Origin of the sequence: Pseudomonas sp. NPDC086251, assembly GCF_044746405.1 — a bacterium.
Classification (GTDB): domain Bacteria; phylum Pseudomonadota; class Gammaproteobacteria; order Pseudomonadales; family Pseudomonadaceae; genus Aquipseudomonas.
The window spans coordinates 11,943-30,036 of sequence record NZ_JBIVBY010000036.1 but is presented as its reverse complement, the minus strand read 5'-3'; the positions used below and the strand labels follow the sequence as shown (position 1 = coordinate 30,036).

Annotated in this window: 15 protein-coding genes and 1 tRNA gene; 9 read left to right on the top strand and 7 right to left on the bottom strand. The window is 59.8% G+C overall.

Features of this window, described 5'->3' with window-relative positions; translation table 11 throughout:
• The first annotated feature begins 454 nt into the window (after positions 1–454).
• The 3 genes from ACIPL2_RS29635 to ACIPL2_RS29625 are packed head-to-tail and all read left to right on the top strand — an operon-like array spanning position 455 to position 4,868.
• Positions 455–2,191 carry a type I secretion system permease/ATPase gene (locus ACIPL2_RS29635; protein ID WP_401362757.1) on the top strand — a complete coding sequence of 579 codons (1,737 nt, stop codon included), beginning with the start codon at positions 455–457 and terminating at the stop codon, positions 2,189–2,191.
• A 6-nt stretch (positions 2,192–2,197) separates the two neighbouring features.
• A complete protein-coding gene (locus ACIPL2_RS29630) occupies positions 2,198–3,538 on the top strand; it encodes an HlyD family type I secretion periplasmic adaptor subunit (RefSeq protein WP_401362754.1) in 1,341 nt (446 codons plus the stop codon).
• Position 3,539: 1 nt separating this feature from the next.
• On the top strand, positions 3,540–4,868 hold the full coding sequence (locus ACIPL2_RS29625) for a TolC family outer membrane protein (RefSeq protein WP_401362751.1): 1,329 nt from the start codon (positions 3,540–3,542) through the stop codon (positions 4,866–4,868).
• 181 nt (positions 4,869–5,049) lie between these two features.
• Here the strand turns inward: ACIPL2_RS29625 and ACIPL2_RS29620 are convergent.
• From ACIPL2_RS29620 to ACIPL2_RS29595, 6 genes are all read right to left on the bottom strand, one after another.
• Positions 5,050–5,125: transfer RNA gene (locus tag ACIPL2_RS29620), tRNA-Gly, on the bottom strand.
• Between the two features lie 63 nt (positions 5,126–5,188).
• Positions 5,189–5,749: a CDP-diacylglycerol--glycerol-3-phosphate 3-phosphatidyltransferase gene (pgsA, locus tag ACIPL2_RS29615; protein ID WP_401362748.1), complete on the bottom strand. Its 561-nt coding sequence runs from the start codon at positions 5,747–5,749 to the stop codon at positions 5,189–5,191.
• A gap of 32 nt (positions 5,750–5,781) precedes the next feature.
• Positions 5,782–7,605, bottom strand: coding sequence for an excinuclease ABC subunit UvrC (gene uvrC / locus ACIPL2_RS29610; protein WP_401362745.1), 1,824 nt, complete (start codon positions 7,603–7,605; stop codon positions 5,782–5,784).
• 2 nt (positions 7,606–7,607) lie between these two features.
• Positions 7,608–8,249: a UvrY/SirA/GacA family response regulator transcription factor gene (uvrY, locus tag ACIPL2_RS29605; protein WP_401362743.1), complete on the bottom strand. Its 642-nt coding sequence runs from the start codon at positions 8,247–8,249 to the stop codon at positions 7,608–7,610.
• Positions 8,250–8,375: 126 nt separating this feature from the next.
• Positions 8,376–8,819, bottom strand: coding sequence for a GNAT family N-acetyltransferase (locus ACIPL2_RS29600; RefSeq protein ID WP_401362740.1), 444 nt, complete (start codon positions 8,817–8,819; stop codon positions 8,376–8,378).
• Positions 8,819–9,577: a carbon-nitrogen hydrolase family protein gene (locus tag ACIPL2_RS29595; RefSeq protein ID WP_401362737.1), complete on the bottom strand. Its 759-nt coding sequence runs from the start codon at positions 9,575–9,577 to the stop codon at positions 8,819–8,821. The genes ACIPL2_RS29600 and ACIPL2_RS29595 overlap by 1 nt, the downstream gene beginning before the upstream one ends.
• A gap of 626 nt (positions 9,578–10,203) precedes the next feature.
• On the opposite strand from ACIPL2_RS29595, the gene ACIPL2_RS29590 reads away from it, so the two are divergent.
• Entirely contained in the window at positions 10,204–11,292 is a 1,089-nt protein-coding gene (locus ACIPL2_RS29590) for a 3-deoxy-7-phosphoheptulonate synthase (RefSeq protein WP_401362734.1), read from the top strand.
• Between the two features lie 49 nt (positions 11,293–11,341).
• On the opposite strand, the gene ACIPL2_RS29585 is transcribed toward ACIPL2_RS29590, so the two are convergent.
• Positions 11,342–12,388 (bottom strand): hypothetical protein, encoded by a 1,047-nt coding sequence (locus tag ACIPL2_RS29585; RefSeq protein ID WP_401362731.1) that lies wholly within the window; start codon positions 12,386–12,388, stop codon positions 11,342–11,344.
• Positions 12,389–12,726: 338 nt separating this feature from the next.
• Here ACIPL2_RS29585 and ACIPL2_RS29580 point away from each other — a divergent pair, with 338 nt between their 5' ends.
• The 5 genes from ACIPL2_RS29580 (at position 12,727) to ACIPL2_RS29560 (ending at position 18,083) form a co-directional block, all read left to right on the top strand.
• Positions 12,727–13,608: an esterase/lipase family protein gene (locus tag ACIPL2_RS29580; RefSeq protein WP_401362728.1), complete on the top strand. Its 882-nt coding sequence runs from the start codon at positions 12,727–12,729 to the stop codon at positions 13,606–13,608.
• A 106-nt stretch (positions 13,609–13,714) separates the two neighbouring features.
• A complete protein-coding gene (locus ACIPL2_RS29575; protein ID WP_059405911.1) occupies positions 13,715–13,996 on the top strand; it encodes a peptidylprolyl isomerase in 282 nt (93 codons plus the stop codon).
• 132 nt (positions 13,997–14,128) lie between these two features.
• Positions 14,129–16,000, top strand: a complete 1,872-nt coding sequence (locus tag ACIPL2_RS29570) for an extracellular solute-binding protein (protein ID WP_401362725.1) — start codon at positions 14,129–14,131, stop codon at positions 15,998–16,000.
• Positions 16,000–17,061: a microcin C ABC transporter permease YejB gene (locus ACIPL2_RS29565; RefSeq protein ID WP_401362722.1), complete on the top strand. Its 1,062-nt coding sequence runs from the start codon at positions 16,000–16,002 to the stop codon at positions 17,059–17,061. Before ACIPL2_RS29570 ends, ACIPL2_RS29565 begins: the two co-directional genes overlap by 1 nt.
• Positions 17,061–18,083 carry an ABC transporter permease gene (locus tag ACIPL2_RS29560; RefSeq protein ID WP_401362719.1) on the top strand — a complete coding sequence of 341 codons (1,023 nt, stop codon included), beginning with the start codon at positions 17,061–17,063 and terminating at the stop codon, positions 18,081–18,083. The genes ACIPL2_RS29565 and ACIPL2_RS29560 overlap by 1 nt, the downstream gene beginning before the upstream one ends.
• Positions 18,084–18,094: the final 11 nt, after the last annotated feature.

The window sequence follows — 18,094 nt, the reverse complement described above, 5'->3', positions numbered from 1 at the left end:
ACACTTGAAGAAAAGGCGAACGTCTGGAACATCCCCTTCACTCTGCGGAATAGCGAAATCATCGACATGTGCGCTCCATCGGGAAAATCATCACGCCTGGCGTTGCCAAAAAGTTGACAAGCTTGAGGCGCGCGTCTCCCTCAATGATTGAGACTAAAGTTGCAGAGCGAAAAATTGTCAATTTTACGGCACGCAAAATAGACAATTGGTAATAGATCTCACAACTAGCTGTTTTTAAAAGACTTATAGATAGTTCATTGCGATATTAGAGCGAAATGTTATTTCAGATTGTTTCGACCCCACCTACGCTGCTGGCTATGGAAGCAACGCAGTGATTGGCAGGTGATGCGCCCCTAGAGCGACCAACCTGCTCATCAACAAGCTGCCTGCGGAACTGCTTTTGTTAGTTGTTGCGCCGCAAGGGCACACGGCTTTTCGAGGAGGGGTCACCCAAATGCACAAACAATCGAGTACCCGATCCGAGCTGGCCGACGCGCTTTTTCGACTCCGCCAAAGTTTTTACTCGCTCGCCGGGTTCAGCGGCGTGATAAACGTCATGATGTTGACGCCAGCCATTTATATGCTGCAGGTCTATGATCGGGCCCTGGTCAGTCGCAACGTCACAACATTGACGATGCTGACCATTCTGGTGATAGGCCTGTTCCTGCTGATGGCCACACTGGAAATGTTCCGCACCCGCGTGCTGATCAGGGTCGGCAACTGCCTCGACATGGACCTCAATCGACGCATCTTCACCGCAGCCTTCGAGCGCAACCTGAGCCGCGCCGGGGGTAATCCGGCCCAGGCCCTGCAGGATCTTGCACAGGTGCGCCAGTTCCTCACCGGCAATGGCCTGTTCGCGTTCTTTGATGCGCCATGGACGCCGATCTACCTGCTGGTCGCCTATCTGATCCACCCGCTGCTGGGACTGGTCACGCTGATCGGTTCGCTGATTCTGGTGGGCCTGGCTTATCTCACCGAGAAGGCCACACAAAAGCCGCTGGCCGAAGCCAATCAGGCCGCCCTCTCCTCCGCCACCTACGCCAACAACAACTTGCGTAACGCCGAGGTCATCGAGGCCATGGGCATGCTGCCCTCGATCGGCAAGCGCTGGTACCAAAGCCATTTGCGCATCCTGGAAATGCAGACCCTGGCCTCCGACCGTGCCGCCCTGATCAGCAGCACCGGGCGCTTCGTGCGTATCACGTTGCAGTCGCTGATCCTCGGTGCCGGCGCGCTGCTGGCGATCGAAGGCAAGATCACCCCCGGGATGATGATTGCTTGCTCGATCCTCACCGGCCGCGCGCTGGGCCCGGTGGAACAAGTCATTGCGTCGTGGAAGCAACTGCTGGGTTGCCGTTCGGCGTGGGGCCGGTTGAACGAGATGCTCAACGACTATCCGCGCCGGCCGCCGAGCATGTCGCTGCAGCGGCCGCTGGGCATGTTGGCGGTGGAAAATGTGTATGCCGGGTCCCCCGGCACCGGCAACACGATTCTGCGTGGGGTGAGCCTCAACCTTTCGCCGGGGGAAAGCCTTGGCATTATCGGTCCATCCGCCTCGGGCAAATCCACCCTCGCCCGCCTGTTGGTTGGCGTCTGGCCGGCACAGGCCGGCAAGGTGCGCCTGGACGGCGCAGACATATTCACCTGGGACAAGGGCGAACTGGGTCCTTGGCTCGGTTACCTGCCGCAGGATGTGGAGCTGTTCGAGGGCACCATCGCCGACAACATTGCGCGCTTTGGTGAAGTGGACAGCGACGCGGTCATCCGTGCCGCCAGGGCGACGGGCGTGCACGAGATGATCCTGCGTTTGGCACAGGGTTACGAGACGCGCCTGGGCACCGATGGCAGCCCGCTTTCCGGAGGCCAGAAGCAACGCATCGCCTTGGCCCGCGCGCTGTATGGCGAACCCAATCTGATTGTGCTGGATGAGCCGAACGCCAACCTCGACGACGTCGGTGAAAAGGCCTTGGTCGATGCGTTGGCTCAACTCAAAAGCCGCGGCGCCACCGTGATTCTGATTTCCCACCGTCCCAATGTGCTCTGTGCCGTCGACAAGGTGCTGATGCTGCGCGACGGCGGCGTGCAGATGCTCGGCACTCGCGACGAAGTATTCGCAGCGCTGCGCAAGGCCAGTGTGATGCCTGCAGGCGCATCAACTCCGCTGGCCTCCGTCAAAGCACGGGAGTAACCGATCATGCAAATGAGCCAACACACCGACATGATGCTCACCGATTCCAGGAACGTGGTGGATCTGGACGTCGGTAAGCCCGTGCGCTGGGGCATGTTGCTGATGCTCGCCGGCTTAGGCGGCTTCCTCTTGTGGTCCTGGCTGGCGCCACTGGACGCCGGCGTGGTAGCGACAGGCACGGTGAAAGTCACCAGCAATCGCAAAGCCGTGCAGCATCTGAGCGGCGGCACCGTCGAAGCCATTCTTGTTCGCGAAGGCGATGCCGTGAAAAAAGGCCAGGAGGTGGTCCGCCTCGACTCGTTGCGTGCTGCGGCTGAACAGGGTGCGGTCAGCGCCCAGTACATCGTCAGCAAGACCGTGGAAAACCGCCTGGAAGCGGAACGTGACGGCCGCGCGGTGGTGAACTTCGACCCCGAATTGCTCAAGCGCTTCGGGAATGACTACCGCCTGGTGGCCGCCATGGATCTGCAACAACGCCTGCTGGACACCCGGCGTGCCGGTCTCGCGGGCGAAATCAGCATCCTGCAGGAAAACCTCGCGGCGTCGGCGGTTCAGCTCAACGGACTGCAGCAGGTCTATGGCGCGCGCGCCTCGCAGATCAACTTCCTCAACCAGGAACTGAAAGGCACCCGCGTGCTGGCGGCCGAAGGCTACGTGCCGCGCAACCGTCTGCTTGAGCTGGAACGCAGCAATGCCGACCTCTCCGCCGGCCAGGCCGAGAACCTCAACAACATCGCTCGCGTGCGTAGCCAGACCACCGAAATCAAGCTGCGCATCCTGCAGCGCCAGCACGATTACCTGAAGGAAGTCGAATCGCAGCTCACCGACACCGCCAAGGAAAACACCACCCTGGCCGACCGCCTGCGTGCGCTGGACTATGAAGTGACCCACACGGTGATTCGGTCGCCGATCGATGGCATGGTCCAGTCCCTGAGCATTGCGACCATCGGCGGGATCATTCAGCCCGGCTTCAAGATCATGGAAATCGTCCCGGACAACGAACCGCTGCAGGTCGACGCAATGATTCCCGTGCAGGCCATCGACAAGATGGTTCCCGGCCTGGCCGTGGACATCGCCTTCCCGGCCTTCAACCATGCCCGGACGCCCAACATTCCTGGCCGCGTGAAGACCGTCTCCGCCGACCGCTTGCTCGACGAGGAAAGCAAGCAACCGTTCTATCTGGCTCAGGTAGAAGTCACGCCCGATGGCATGAGCCTGCTTGGCAGCAATCACATTCGTCCCGGCATGCCCGCCAGCGTCACCATCAAAACGGGCGAGCGCAACCTGCTCAGCTATCTTCTCAAACCCATGCTTGAGCGTGTTGACAGCGCCTTCAAGGAGCAATGAAATGGATCGTCATTGCCTGTTCTTCAGCCTGCTGGCGCTGACCCTCCCGGCCAGCGCCATGGACCTCAAACAAGCCTGGGATCTGTTGCAGTACCAAGGCCCCGTCTATCGCGCCGCCGTGCATGAAAAGGAGGCCGGTGCGCAAAACCGCGATATCGGCATGGCCGGCCTGCTACCGCAAATCAATGCCTCGGCCTACGACAACAAGGTCAATGGCACCCAACGCCAGAGCGGCGTCGACAGAGATCTTGACTACACCTCCAAGGGCGCTAACGTGCGCCTGCGCCAGCCGCTGTTCAACAAACAGAAGATGGCCGAATACCGCCAGGGCCAGCAGCGTGCCGACTACAGCGTCGCGGTGTTCGATGCCAAGAGTCAGGACGCTGCGGTGCGCCTGGCTGAAAGCTATTTCGACGTGCTCCTGGCCAGCGAAACCATCGTCCTCGCCAAGTCCAAACTGAACGCCTTCGACGAGCAGCTCGCTTCGGCGAAGCGGCGCATGGAGTTGGGGGATGGCACCATCACCGACATCGACGAGTCGGCCGCTCGCCGCGACCTCGCCGCGGTGGAGCTGATCGAAGCGCAGGACAGCCTGGTCAACGCGCGTCGCAAGCTTGAAGAATTTATCGGTGAAACCCCCGAATCGCTGACCACCTTGCGTCCGAGCTTCGATACACCCCCGCTGCTGCCGGGCAACCTGCAGGACTGGTTGGTCAAAGCCCAGACCGACAGCCCGCTGATCCATGCGCGCCGACATAGCAGCGACCTCGCCGAAGAAGAAGTGAAGCGTGCCAAGGCCGGCCACTGGCCAACACTGGATTTCGTCGCCGGCTACACCGCGGGTCAGAGCCAATCCATCTCCGAGCTCAATCAACGTAACCGCTACGGCTCAATCGGGCTGGAAGTCAACTTCCCGTTGTACAGCGGTGGCGGCACCACCGCGTTGACACGCCAGGCGAGTGCCAACAGCTACAAGGCCCTGGACGAACTCGACGCCACGCGCCAGGAAGTCATCACCGGCACCACCCGTGAGTACCGTGGCGTAGAGAGTGGCGCCACGCGTATTCATGCGCTGGAGAAGGCCGTGGCGTCTAGCGAACGCTCACTGACTTCAACCCGCAAGGGCTTCAGGGAAGGAGGCACCAGCACCAACCTGGACGTCCTCAATGCCGAAGAGCTGCTCTTCGTTGCGCGCCACGATCTGTTCGAGGCCAAGCTGCGCTACTTGATGTCACGCCTGCGCCTGGCCTCCTCGGTGGGCAGTCTGGGCGACGACGATATCGACCACATCAACGACTACCTCGGCCCGGAACTGTTGGTCACCAACTGAGGCTCACCTGCACGGCACTTTGGAAAAAACGATTTTCCGAACACCGGATTGATGTACTGGAAAATGGGCCCATTAGGGCTGGATATGAGTGTTTTCAGGAGGGGCGCGGCAAAAGCCAAAGAAAGACTTTTCTTTGGACGAAAAAAATGGACCTCTTTTCAGAGATCCATTTTTTAATGCTTGGAGCGGGAAACGAGACTCGAACTCGCGACCCCGACCTTGGCAAGGTCGTGCTCTACCAACTGAGCTATTCCCGCGTCTTGGTGAGGCGCATTCTATAGAATCCAGAAGCCCCGTCAACCCCTTGATTCAAAAAAGTTTTATTTCTTTTCCACATCGGTCTTCAGATGCGGCCAGGCAGCCCGTAGATACTGGACCATCGACCACAACGTCAGGCCGGCGGACACCATCAGCAAGGCGTAACCCACCAGGACCCAGAAGGTGAAGTCCGACGGGTTGGCCAACAGGATCACCAGTGCGAGCATTTGCGCGGCGGTTTTCCACTTGCCCAGGTTCGACACGGCGACGTGAGCTCGGGCGCCGAGTTCGGCCATCCACTCGCGCAGTGCCGAGACGACAATCTCGCGACCGATGATGACCGCGGCCGGCAGCGTCAGCCACAGGTTGCCGTGTTCTTGCACCAGCAACACCAGCGCAACGGCGACCATCAGCTTGTCAGCCACCGGGTCGAGAAAAGCCCCGAACGGCGTGCTTTGTTCCAGACGGCGGGCCAGGTACCCATCCAGCCAGTCTGTGGCGGCAGCAAATGCGAAGACCGAGGCGGACGCCAGGTAGCTCCATTGGTACGGCAGGTAGAACAGTAAAATGAAGATCGGAATGAGCAGGACACGTAGAACGGTAATCAGATTAGGGATATTCATCGGCACAACTGGCTACGAGGTGAGGGGGCATTCTACTCGCTGTGCAGATTTGCATAAATCAACTCTGCGAGCTTTTTACTGATCCCGGGGGCTTTGGCGATCTCTTCGATGCTGGCACGAGACAGCTCCTGCAATCCACCAAAATGTTTCAACAAATCGCGTCGACGCGTCGGTCCGACGCCCGCCACGCCCTCCAGTGTAGACGTGCGGCGTGTTTTGCCACGTCGCGCGCGGTGCCCGGTAATCGCGAAACGGTGGGCTTCGTCGCGTATCTGCTGGATCAAATGCAGCGCGGGAGAATCGCCGCGCAAGGTGAATTCGTGGGCAGCATCGTTCAGGTACAAGGTTTCGAAACCGGCCTTGCGCGTCGCACCTTTGGCCACGCCCAGCAAGATCAGGTCGGGCACTGCCAGTTCATTGAGCACGTCGCGGGCCATGGACAACTGACCTTTACCACCGTCCACCAGCAAAATATCCGGTAGCTTGCCCTCCCCGTCCTTCAGTTTACTGAAGCGTCGGGTCAGGGCCTGGTGCATCGCGGCGTAGTCATCGCCCGGGGTAACGCCTTCAATGTTGTAGCGACGGTAGTCGGACTTGATCGGGCCTTCGGGGCCGAACACCACGCAGGACGCCACGGTCGCTTCGCCGCTGGAGTGACTGATGTCGTAGCACTCCAGGCGTTGTGGCGGCTCGTCCAGGTTCAGCACTTCGGCCAAGGCATCGAAACGTGCTGCAACATGTTGACGGTTGGCCAGGCGCGCACCGAGCGCCTGCTCGGCATTGGTGACGGCCAATTGCTGCCAGCGCGCCCGTGTGCCGCGCACCCGATGACTGATGGTCAGTTCGCGACCGCGCAGCTCATCGATGGCCGCAATAAGGGTCGGGAAGTCTTCGTGAACCACGTTGACGATCAACTCGCTCGGCAAGTCGCGTTCGGGACTGCTGATGAAGTACTGGCCAAGAAACGCCGCCATGACTTCGGAAACGTCTTCTTCAATACCCACCTGCGGGAAGAAATTCTTGCTCCCCAGCACCCGGCCGCCGCGCACGCTGATCAAGTGCACGCAGGCGCCGCCCGGATTGACGAACGCCGCGATCACGTCGACATCGCCCGTCCCGCCTTCCATGCTCTGCTGATCCTGGACCCGGCGCAGCAACGAGATCTGGTCGCGCAACTCGGCCGCACGCTCGAACTCGAGGTTGATCGCCGCCTCTTCCATGCCAGCGGACAACTCGTCCGTCAGCGCATTGCTGCGCCCCTCAAGAAACATCACCGAGTGCCGCACGTCTTCGGCATACACCTCGGGCTCCACCAGCCCGACACACGGCGCCTTGCAGCGTTTGATCTGGTATTGCAGACACGGCCGCGTGCGGTTCTTGTAATAACTGTCTTCGCACTGACGCACGAAAAAGGTCTTTTGCAGCAGGCTCAGGCTTTCGCGAATCGCACCGGCGCTTGGATAGGGCCCGAAATATTTGCCCTTGGCCTTTTTCGCACCGCGATGAATGCTCAGGCGTGGAAACGGGCCATCCGAGAGAAAGACATACGGATAGGATTTATCGTCGCGCAGCAGGATGTTGTAGGGCGGACGCCATTCCTTGATCAGCGTCTGCTCAAGCAACAAGGCTTCGGTTTCATTGGCCGTGATCGTCGTCTCGACCTGAGCGATACGCGCGACCAGCGCCGCTGTCTTGGGCGCCAGACCGGATTTGCGGAAGTAACTCGACAGGCGATTCTTGAGGTTCTTGGCCTTGCCGACGTAGAGCAGGCGTGCCTCGCTGTCGAACATGCGATACACACCGGGACGCCCGCTGACCGTCGACAGAAAGGCGCTTGGATCGAAGGTGTCAGTCATTTTCAGAGGCTGGCATCGACCATGCCGTGACGAACCGCCAACAGCGTCAGCTCGACATCACTGCTGATCGAAAGCTTTTCGAAAATGCGGTAACGGTAAGTGTTCACGTTTTTTGGCGACAGGCAAAGCTTGTCGGAAATGATCTGGACTTTCTGGCAGCCGACAATCATCAGCGCGATCTGGATCTCCCGCTCCGACAGTGCATCGAACGGCGAATCGTTGGTCGGCTGGAAGGATTTGATCGCCAGTTGCTGTGCAATTTGCGGGCTGATGTAGCGTTGCCCGGCAAATACCAGGCGAATGGCCTGGACCATTTCCGGAAGTCCAGCCCCCTTGGTCAGATAACCGGCGGCCCCCGCCTGCAACAGGCGTGTCGGAAACGGATCTTCTTCGCACACGGTGACCGCGACGACTTTAATGTCCGGATGGCTACGCAACAATTTGCGCGTGGCTTCAAGACCGCCGATGCCGGGCATCTTGACGTCCATCAGGACCACATCGGGTTTCAATTCACGCGCCTTGAGCAGGGACTCTTCACCTGACTCGGCCTGGCCGACTACTTGCAGGCCATCGATGTCAGCCAGCATTCGTGTAATGCCTGTACGAACGAGATCATGGTCATCGACCACTAGCACCCTAATCAAGCAGACACCTCGCGATATGGTCATATTCAGTTGCCCGACACCTTAGCAAAAAGCGACTGGCAGACCTAGCGGCAAGCGTCATATAAAAAGTTTCAAAGTTCTTGAAAGGCTTGGCGTATGCGTGTTTCAGGGATGCCGGTCGCCGACATCGCGCTGCATTCTCAGGAAACACTCGTCCATGCCGACCACCTTCAATCCCTTTCGCTCATACAACGCTCGCGCCGGGTTGTTTTCAAATACCGTCAAGCGCAATGCCGGACGCCTTTCCCGCCCCGTCATGGCCAATACCTGATCGATAGCCCAGGAACCTGCGCCCTGGCCTCGAAACGCTTCGAGGACGTGCAGTTCGCGGATGTACAGGGCTTTGGCGTCACGACTCAGACTGAAAAAGCCCAGCACGGTACTGCCACTCACAATCAGCCAGTTCTCGCGCCCGGCCCAGCCGACATCGAACCCTTCGTCCTGCCACAGCAGATCGTGCTGTAGGTAATAGCGGAGCATGTTGTTGCGGGTCAGCTCACGCGCGAAATCGAGGTCCCGAGATGTCGCCGGGCGTAAATCAAAGACCATCACCCCTGCGAAACCTCCACAATGTGCCCTTTCCAGCCGTCAGTGTTACGTCGAGCGACGACCATCAGATTGCCCGTACCCGGTGCGGCGGCAATCAATGAACCGTCCGACGCCCAGATCGCGCTGCGCCCCGCCGACTCCCAGCCACCCGTTGCGCCGCCATGATTGGCCATCAAGACCGCCATTGAGTGCGTATGGGCATAGCCTTGCAACAACGCCGTATCCGCAGCGTAGCCGTTTTCCGTGATCAGTACGCCTGCGGCATAAAGGTCAGCGCCTTGCTGCGCCGCCGCAGCTGCATGACTGGCGTGAGAAAAATCCGCACACACCGCCAAAGCAACCGTGTCGGCGCCGATCGTCAGCGTCGAACCGCCAGTGCCTGGTGCAAACGCGACCTCCTCGCCTGGGTGCAAATGTTGTTTGCTGTAGATCCCCAGCGAACCGTCGGCGCCCAACACCAGTGCGCCAATCAATACCGGTGAATCGTCCGACAGACGAATCGGCATCCCGACGACAGCCGTCACGCCGACTTCCCGCGCAACATCGCGCAGCGGTTGCAGCACGGAGGCGTCCGGCGCAATGGTCAACTGGGCCGCGAGCCCGCGCTCGTAGCCGGTCAATGACAGCTCCGGGAACACCAGCAAGTGCACGCCGTGCTCAGCGGCCACCTGGATGAAGCGTTGATGCCAGGCGATGTTGGCGGCCAGGTCACCGGCAATGGAGGTCGATTGAGCGGCGGCGAGGGTCAGTGGCGTCATGATTCGTCCTTGTGACGGTGTACGTAGGCGAAAAACCAAGTGTGTCACACCCGGCGACGCACTCAAGCGATAGAAAACACCGGCGATGATCGATAGCATTTTCTGATTGAATCCGTGTACCCGCCTCTAGTAAGCTCGGCGCATCCATCGGAGACAGACCATGTTCAACGCCCTCTCACAGCTTCGTACCGCCAGCGCCCTGCGCTCGGTTGCGGCTGCCCGGGTGAATGACGTTTGTGCTCCGGTCAGCTTTTATTTTGGGTATTGGTTTAGCCACTGGCGCGCCTGATACCCACACGGCGCCCACATAAAACGGGTCGCCACCAGAGAATTCTCAACCCCCGGTCGGCCTCCCGACCGGGGGTTTTGTTTTTTCAGCCCCAAACATTTTTCAGCAACAACCAGACAATTTGAGGATTCACCCCATGAACTACGCCACTTATTACCGTCACGACAGTTTTACCGCCTGGCGATTTACCAGCCTCCGCTCGGGACAGCCTGCCGCCTCCGATCGGTCACCCACAGGTGGCAAGCACACACACGCAGCCAATCCGGCCAATTGTCGAACACCCCAGTAGGGCCGAGCGCGCGGGAACGAACCCGCCGCCAGCCCAGGAAGCCCGAATATGAACTCGTCCGTCTCTGCTCTGCCGCTGTCCACCCTGAGCCCTGCCAATGAAGCGCTGACCCTGCGCCTGCCCAGCTCATTGCAACTCAAGCAGCAACTGCCACTGAGCAACGCCCTCAACCAGCAAGTCGCCGCCCACCGCCAAGCGGTTCGCGCGATCCTCAACGGTGAAGACGCCCGTTTGCTGGTCATCGTCGGCCCGTGCTCGATTCACGATCCGCAATCGGCCCTTGAATACGCCGGCAACCTTGCCCGCCTGGCCGCCGAAGTCAGCGACGAGATGTTGCTGGTCATGCGTGCCTACGTCGAAAAACCCCGTACCACGGTTGGCTGGAAAGGCCTGGCCTACGATCCGCACCTCGATGGCAGCGACGACATGGCCGGCGGCCTGACCTTGTCCCGTGAGCTGATGCGCGAAATGCTCCGACTCGGGCTACCGATTGCCACCGAACTGCTGCAACCGATGGCCGCCGGCTACTTCGACGATCTGCTGAGCTGGGTAGCCATTGGCGCCCGCACCACCGAATCGCAAATCCACCGGGAAATGGCCAGCGGCCTGAGCATGCCGGTCGGTTTCAAGAACGGCACCGATGGCGGCGTTGGCGTCGCCAGTGACGCCATGCGCTCGGCCGCCCATCCCCATCGTCACTTCGGTGTCGATAGCCAGGGCCATCCCGCGATCATTCAAACGCCGGGCAATGCCGACACTCACCTGGTACTGCGCGGCGGCCATCGCGGGCCGAACTACGACCGCGACAGCGTCGCCCAGGTGCACAGCGACCTGACCAAACTGAAGATCCCGGCCCGAATCATGGTCGACTGCAGCCACGCCAACAGCGGCAAAGACCCATTGCGTCAACCGGCGGTATTCAACGATGTGCTTGAACAGCGCCTGCAAGGTGATCGATCGTTGATCGGCATGATGATCGAGAGTCATCTGTTCGAAGGTTGCCAACCGCTGAGCCCATCGCTGCGTTACGGCGTGTCAGTCACCGATGGCTGCCTTGGCTGGACCGGAACGGAAGACTTGTTGCGCCAGGCCGCGGAACGGCTGCGCGCACAACATAGCGTTCAACAGCCGGCATGACCAACACCCACCCGGACTCAATCGAGGACGGGTGGGTGATGACCACTGGTTAAGACTGCACCTGCACCCACGTCACGTCGGATTTCTGACTGACATCGTCCAGCCGCTCCACCGAGTAGGCCACCCGGACGGTCAAGTCTCGATGCTCGCGCCAAAACCTGTAGGGGACGATAAACACCAGCGGCTGCCCGGCCATTTCCCAGGTGATGTCGCGATCATCGCGGTGACTGAAATAGTCGCCGTCGCATTTCAGGTAGACCAGTTCCCCTTCTTCCGCCTGGGCGTCATTGATGACAACGGTTACACCATCCATTGCGTCTTGCAGATCCAGCCTGCCTTCTTCGGCCTCAAGCACTTCGGGCGCTAACAACGGACCGCGCTGCAAAGGTCCGATCAACACTCGCGCGGGCTCTGAGTAACGGGGGGATTGTCCGTCCTGTACGACGCAATAGCTGACGGTGACAGTGGCCCCAAGGTTCGGCGCAATGCAGTCCGGGCTTATCCAGAACGACAGGTCCCCGCCTATCGCAAAGGACTCGACGATTAACGCGTCATCGAGGCTCGCCTCGGGTGTAACACCCGCCCAGGACAACAAAACTTTGTCGCCAATCGCCATACGGGCGTAGGGCTTGAGGGTGACAAGCGCGCCTTCCACTACCCTCTCGGGATCGAGCGTACCGCCTACGGCATCGTTAACGATTGCAGGCAGCAAGTCGGGCCTGGCATCGCCTACGTCCAGTTGCAAACGTCGGGACTGCACAGGTTCAGGCAGCCGCGCACTCTGAAGCGTGTAATAAAGCTCCAGCGAACCACCGTCGAGGGCGGCGATGTGCACGGCGGGCACCGTGAAGACGATCTCCTGGGCCACCTGCCCCTCACTGACAAAACGCGCAATTTCATGCGGGTAAGCAATGCCTTCGACGTCCAGCCCTGCCCAGGACAGGCGCAATTTGTCTCCGCAGGCCATTCCCGGATAAGGCTTGACCTTGATGACGGCTTTTCTTTCAGAGGGATCCAGCATCCCGTTTTGCGCCTGATCCAGCACGGGCATTGATTGGCTTACAACGGTTTGAGTCTCTGCTTCATGGGTAGTCATTCACACGCTCCAGTCCTTGGAATAAACGCCACCTCGAAAGGCTGCATCGAATGAAGACTATTGAACCCCATGGGCATGATCCGCGATGTCAGGTGAGTGCTTCGGGGTGCACGGACAAATGCCATTCGCCAAGTAGGTCATTGCTCGAAAGCGACCGGAACTCGATGAAAAGATGTCGGGACATTCCGACCAAGACCTCATCCAGTTCCGACTTTTCGTACGTTTTCTATTCCGTTTTCATCAGGTTACAGCGGCTTCTTCAGACATCGCCGCACCGCCGGAGTGTTTTAGAGTGAGCCCCAGGCACACACTTCGAACTCCTGAGAAAAGGTATAAACATGCAACGGAATGCAAGCACTCACTCGCCTATCCTGCTGGTTCACGGGCTCTTCGGTTTCGATCGCATCGGCCACATCGAGCTGTTCCAGGACGTCAAACAAGCCCTGAGATGTGCCGGTGCCAGGGTGTTCGTTCCCCACCTGTCGGCTACCCATAGCAACGAAGTTCGCGGTGACCAACTGCTGGCGCAGATCGAACGGGTCCTGGAAGGAACCGGTGCGAAAAAAGTCAACCTGATCGGTCACAGTCAAGGCGCACTCGCTGCGCGTTATGCAGCAGCGGTTGCGCCAGACATCGTCGCTTCGGTGACGTCGGTCAGCGGGCCGAACCACGGCTCGGAACTGGCCGACTTCCTGCGCAAGGCCCTGATACCCGGACGCCTGCCGGAACATGTCGCCGAGACGGTCGCCACCTTGTTCGCCGACTTTCTGTCGTTGCTCAGCGGCAATCGAGACCTGCCGCAAAACGCCATCGCGGCGCTGAACGCCCTGACCACCGAAGGCGTAGGCGCGTTCAATGACAAATACCCCCAGGCGCTGCCAAAAAGCTGGGGTGGCAAGGGGCGTGAGCTGGTCAACGGTGTACGCTACTACTCTTGGAGCGGCACCTTGCAGGGGAACAGCCTCGATGCAGGACTCCATGTACTCGATCCGCTGCACGCTGTGTCCCGAGCCTTTTCCCGGTATTTCACCACCGAAGCCGAGCAGAATGACGGCATGGTCGGCCGCTACAGCTCCCACCTGGGTAAAGTGATTCGCTCCGACTATCCGATGGATCATCTGGACAGCCTCGGCCAGACAACCGGCCGGGAGCGAAAGGGTGTCGACCCGATTGAGCTGTATGTGCAACACGCCGAACGCTTGAAAAAGGCCGGTTTATAAGCAACGCCATCCTGACCATGCAATGTGGACGGAACTTTGAGGAGAAATAGGCCACTGAATCCGGTAGGCTCAGCACTTTAACGAACATTGAAAGGAGTATTTTTCCATGGCTAAAGCCACTGCCCGTCACATCCTGGTTGCCAGCGAAGCCAAGTGCAACGAATTGAAGGCCCAAATCGAAGGCGGCGCCGATTTCGCCGAAGTCGCCAAAGCCAACTCTACGTGCCCTTCGAGCCGCCAGGGCGGTGATCTGGGTTCGTTCGGTCCGGGTCAGATGGTCAAGGAGTTCGACACCGTGGTCTTCAGCGCACCGCTCAACGTGGTGCAAGGCCCGGTCAAGACCCAGTTCGGTTACCACCTGCTGGAAGTGACCAGCCGTCAGGACTGATCAACGCCTGCACTGTGCATAACGGCCCGCCTTTTGGTGGGCCGTTGTGTTTCTGTTACGTATACGGCTGGCGAGGGACGCGCCGCTAGCGTACAAATTGTGGTTAACGACCACCCGGCTCTAAGGCTGACAATGCGACTGGCTTTCCCTACTTTATTGTTCACTGCCGTGGCGCTGTTATTGGGCGCCGCCGGTGTGAATGCTGCTGCACCGCAACAAGCGATGACCGTGTACGGCGAACCGGCGAAATACCCTGCCGGCTTCAGTCACTTTGCCTACGCCAATCCACAAGCGCCCAAGGGCGGCACGATGCGGCGCTCGGCGATCGAGATCGGTCATTTCGACCATATGCTGCCGTACATCGACAAAGGCATCGGCGTTACGCAGATCGACGGCCTGCTCTATTCGCCCCTGGCCCAGCGTTCGCTGGACGAGCCTTACACCGTGTATGGCCTGGTGGCGCAGCAGATGGAGCGCTCCGACGACGGTCTGTCCCTGCGTTTCTACCTCAACCCCAAGGCCCGTTTTGCCGACGGCAAGCCGATCACCGCCGAAGACGTGCGCTACACCTTCGACTTGCTGATGACCCAGGGCAGCCTGCGTTATCGAACCCAGTTCGCCGACGTCAAAGGCGTCGAAGTGGAGTCGCCACTGACCATTCGTTTCGACTTCAAGAACAACGAAAACCGCACCCTGCCGCTGGACATCGCGACCTTGCCGGTGTTTCCCGAGCATTGGTGGAAAACCCGCGACTTCGCCGGTGGCGGCGGTTACGAACCGCCGCTGGGTAGCGGCCCGTACAAAGTGGGCAAGGTCGACTCCGGGCGCAGCATCACCTTCGAACGCAATGCCGACTGGTGGGGCAAGGATTTGCCGGTGAGCCGCGGCCTCTACAATTTCGATCATTTCAGCATTGAGTACTTCGGCGACACCGACGTGGCGCGCCAGGTGCTGCGCGGCGGTGCCTACGACTACAACCGCGAATTTTCCGCCACCGGTTACTCCATCGGCTACGACAGCCCGGCGCTGAGCGACGGTCGCCTGCAAAAGTCTCACCTGGCAAGAGAGGCACCCCAACCGGCCCAGGGCTTTGTCTTCAATTTGCAAAACCCGATGTTCCAGGACCGCCGGGTGCGCCAGGCGCTGGTGATGCTCTGGGATTTCGAGTGGAGCAACCGGCAGATGATGCGCGACATGTACATCCGCCAGCAGAGCTTCTTTTCCAACACCGACCTCGCCGCCCGACAATTGCCGGACGCCGCCGAGCTGGCGATTCTCGAACCCTTGCGCGGGCAAATTCCCGATGAAGTCTTTACCAAGGTCTTTGAAGCCCCGAAAACCGATGGCAGCGGCCTGATTCGCGACAAACAGTTGCAGGCCCTTGACCTGCTCGAACAGGCCGGCTGGAAACCCGACGGTGATCAACTGGTCAACGCCGAAGGCAAACCGCTGAGCTTCACTTTCCTGGTCAGCCAGAACGGCATGGACCGTTTGCTGCTGCCTTATAAGCGCACCCTCAAGCAGATCGGCATCGACCTGAACATCCGTCGCATCGATTCGTCGCAGTACGTCAATCGCCTGATGAGCCGCGACTACGACATGATCGTCACCGGCTACCCGGTCACCACCTCGCCCGGGAGTGAGCTACTCAATTACTTCGGCTCGGTCTCGGCCACCGATCCCGGTGCCAACAATTACATGGTGCTGAAAAACCCGGCCGTGGATACCTTGATCGCCGGGCTGATCCGCGCGACCACCCAAGCCGACATGCTGCGCTATGCCCACGCGCTGGACCGGGTGCTGCAATGGAACTACTACTGGATTCCCAACTATTACCCGCCGGGTACCTCTACCGTGTGGTGGAATCGTTTCGGCATACCGAACGTGCAAGCGAGCAATGACGAAGCCATCGAGAGCTGGTGGGAAATGAGCACCACGCCATTGACCAACCAACAGATGACCGCCGAGAAAATCCGCCGTGGCAAACCCGGAGGGCCGCACTGATGTGGGCTTATATACTGCGGCGTTTGCTGCTGATCATTCCGACGCTGGTGATCATTCTGCTGGTCAACTTCATCATCGTTCAGGCCGCGCCGGGCGGACCGGTGGAACAGGCCATCGCGCACCTGCAAGGCATTGGCGGCGCCAGTGTCGGTGGCGGTTCCAGCGAGACCATGTCCGGCACCTCGCGGGCCAGTCGCGGCCTCGATCCGCAACTGATCAAGGAGATCGAAAAACAGTACGGCTTCGACAAACCGGCACCGGAACGCCTGTGGCTGATGCTCAAGAGTTACGCGCGCCTGGACTTCGGCAAGAGCTTCTTCCGTGGCGCCACCGTCACTGACCTGATCCTTGAAAAAATGCCGGTGACCATTTCCCTCGGGCTCTGGGCGACGCTGATCACTTATCTGGTGTCGATTCCCTTGGGCATCCGCAAAGCCGTACACCACGGCAGCCACTTCGATATCTGGAGCAGCACCGCAATCATCATCGGCTACGCCATGCCGGCGTTCCTGTTCGCGATGTTCCTGATCGTGGTCTTCGCCGGCGGCACTTCGCTGAACTGGTTCCCGGTGCGCGGGCTGGTCTCGGACAACTTCGATTCGCTGTCGACCGTGGGCAAAATCGCCGATTACTTCTGGCACCTGGTTCTGCCGGTGACGGCGCTGGTGATCGGAGGTTTCGCCACGTTGACCATCCTGACGAAAAACTCGTTCCTCAATGAAATCACCCGTCAGTACGTGGTCACCGCCCGTGCCAAAGGCTTGAGCGAGCGCCGAGTGTTGTACGGCCATGTGTTTCGCAACGCCATGCTGCTGGTGGTGTCGGGCATTCCCCAGGCGTTCATCAGCGTGTTTTTCGCCGGTTCGTTGCTGATCGAAGTGATTTTCTCCCTCGACGGCCTGGGTCGCATGAGTTACGAAGCGGCGGTGTCGCGGGACTATCCGGTGGTGTTCGGCTCGCTGTTCATCTTCACGCTGTTCGGCCTCTTGATCAAACTGGTCGGCGACCTGTGCTACACCCTGGTCGACCCGCGTATCGACTTCGCCGCGAGGAACGCCTGATGTTCAAGCTCTCGCCGTTAGGCCGTCGGCGTTTCGAACGCTTCAAGAAAAACCGTCGTGGCTGGTGGTCGCTGTGGTTGTTTGTCGGCCTGTTCGTGCTGTCCCTCGGCGGCGAACTGATCGCCAACGACAAGCCGCTGATTGTCAGCTACCAGGGCTCGTTGTACTTCCCGGCCTTCAAGCGCCACACCGAACAGGAGTTCGGCGGGCAGCTGCCGTTCCAGGCGGACTACCGCAGTGACTATGTGCAGAAGCTGATCAAAAAGGACGGCGGCTGGTTGCTGTTCCCGCCGATTCCTTTTAGCGACGACACACCCAACTACGACCTGAACAAACCGGCGCCGAGCCCACCCTCGAAGGTGAATTGGCTGGGCACCGACGACCAGGCTCGCGACGTGTTGGCCCGGGTGATCTTCGGCGCACGGGTGTCGATCCTGTTTGCCTTGATGCTGACCTTCGTCAGCGCGTTGATCGGTATTGCTGCCGGCGCGCTGCAAGGCTATTACGGCGGCTGGGTTGATCTGATCGGCCAGCGCTTGCTGGAAGTCTGGTCGGGGCTGCCGGTGTTGTACCTGCTGATCATCCTGTCGGGGTTTGTCGAGCCGAATTTCTGGTGGTTGCTGGGGATCATGGCGCTGTTTTCATGGCTGGCCTTGGTGGACGTGGTGCGTGCCGAGTTCCTGCGCGGGCGCAATCTGGAATACGTCAAAGCGGCGCGGGCACTGGGCCTGACCGACCGCAAAGTCATCGTGCGGCACATCCTGCCCAACGCGATGAACGCGACCCTGAGTTATCTGCCGTTCATTCTGACCGGCGCCATTTCCACGCTGACTGCACTGGACTTCCTCGGTTTCGGCATGCCGGCCGGCAGTGCCTCGCTGGGCGAGTTGATCGGTCAGGGCAAGCAAAACCTGCAAGCGCCGTGGCTGGGGCTGACGGCGTTTTTCACCCTGGCGCTGATTCTTTCTTTACTGGTGTTTATCGGCGAGGCGTTGCGTGATGCCTTTGACCCACGATCATGACGCGGACTGTT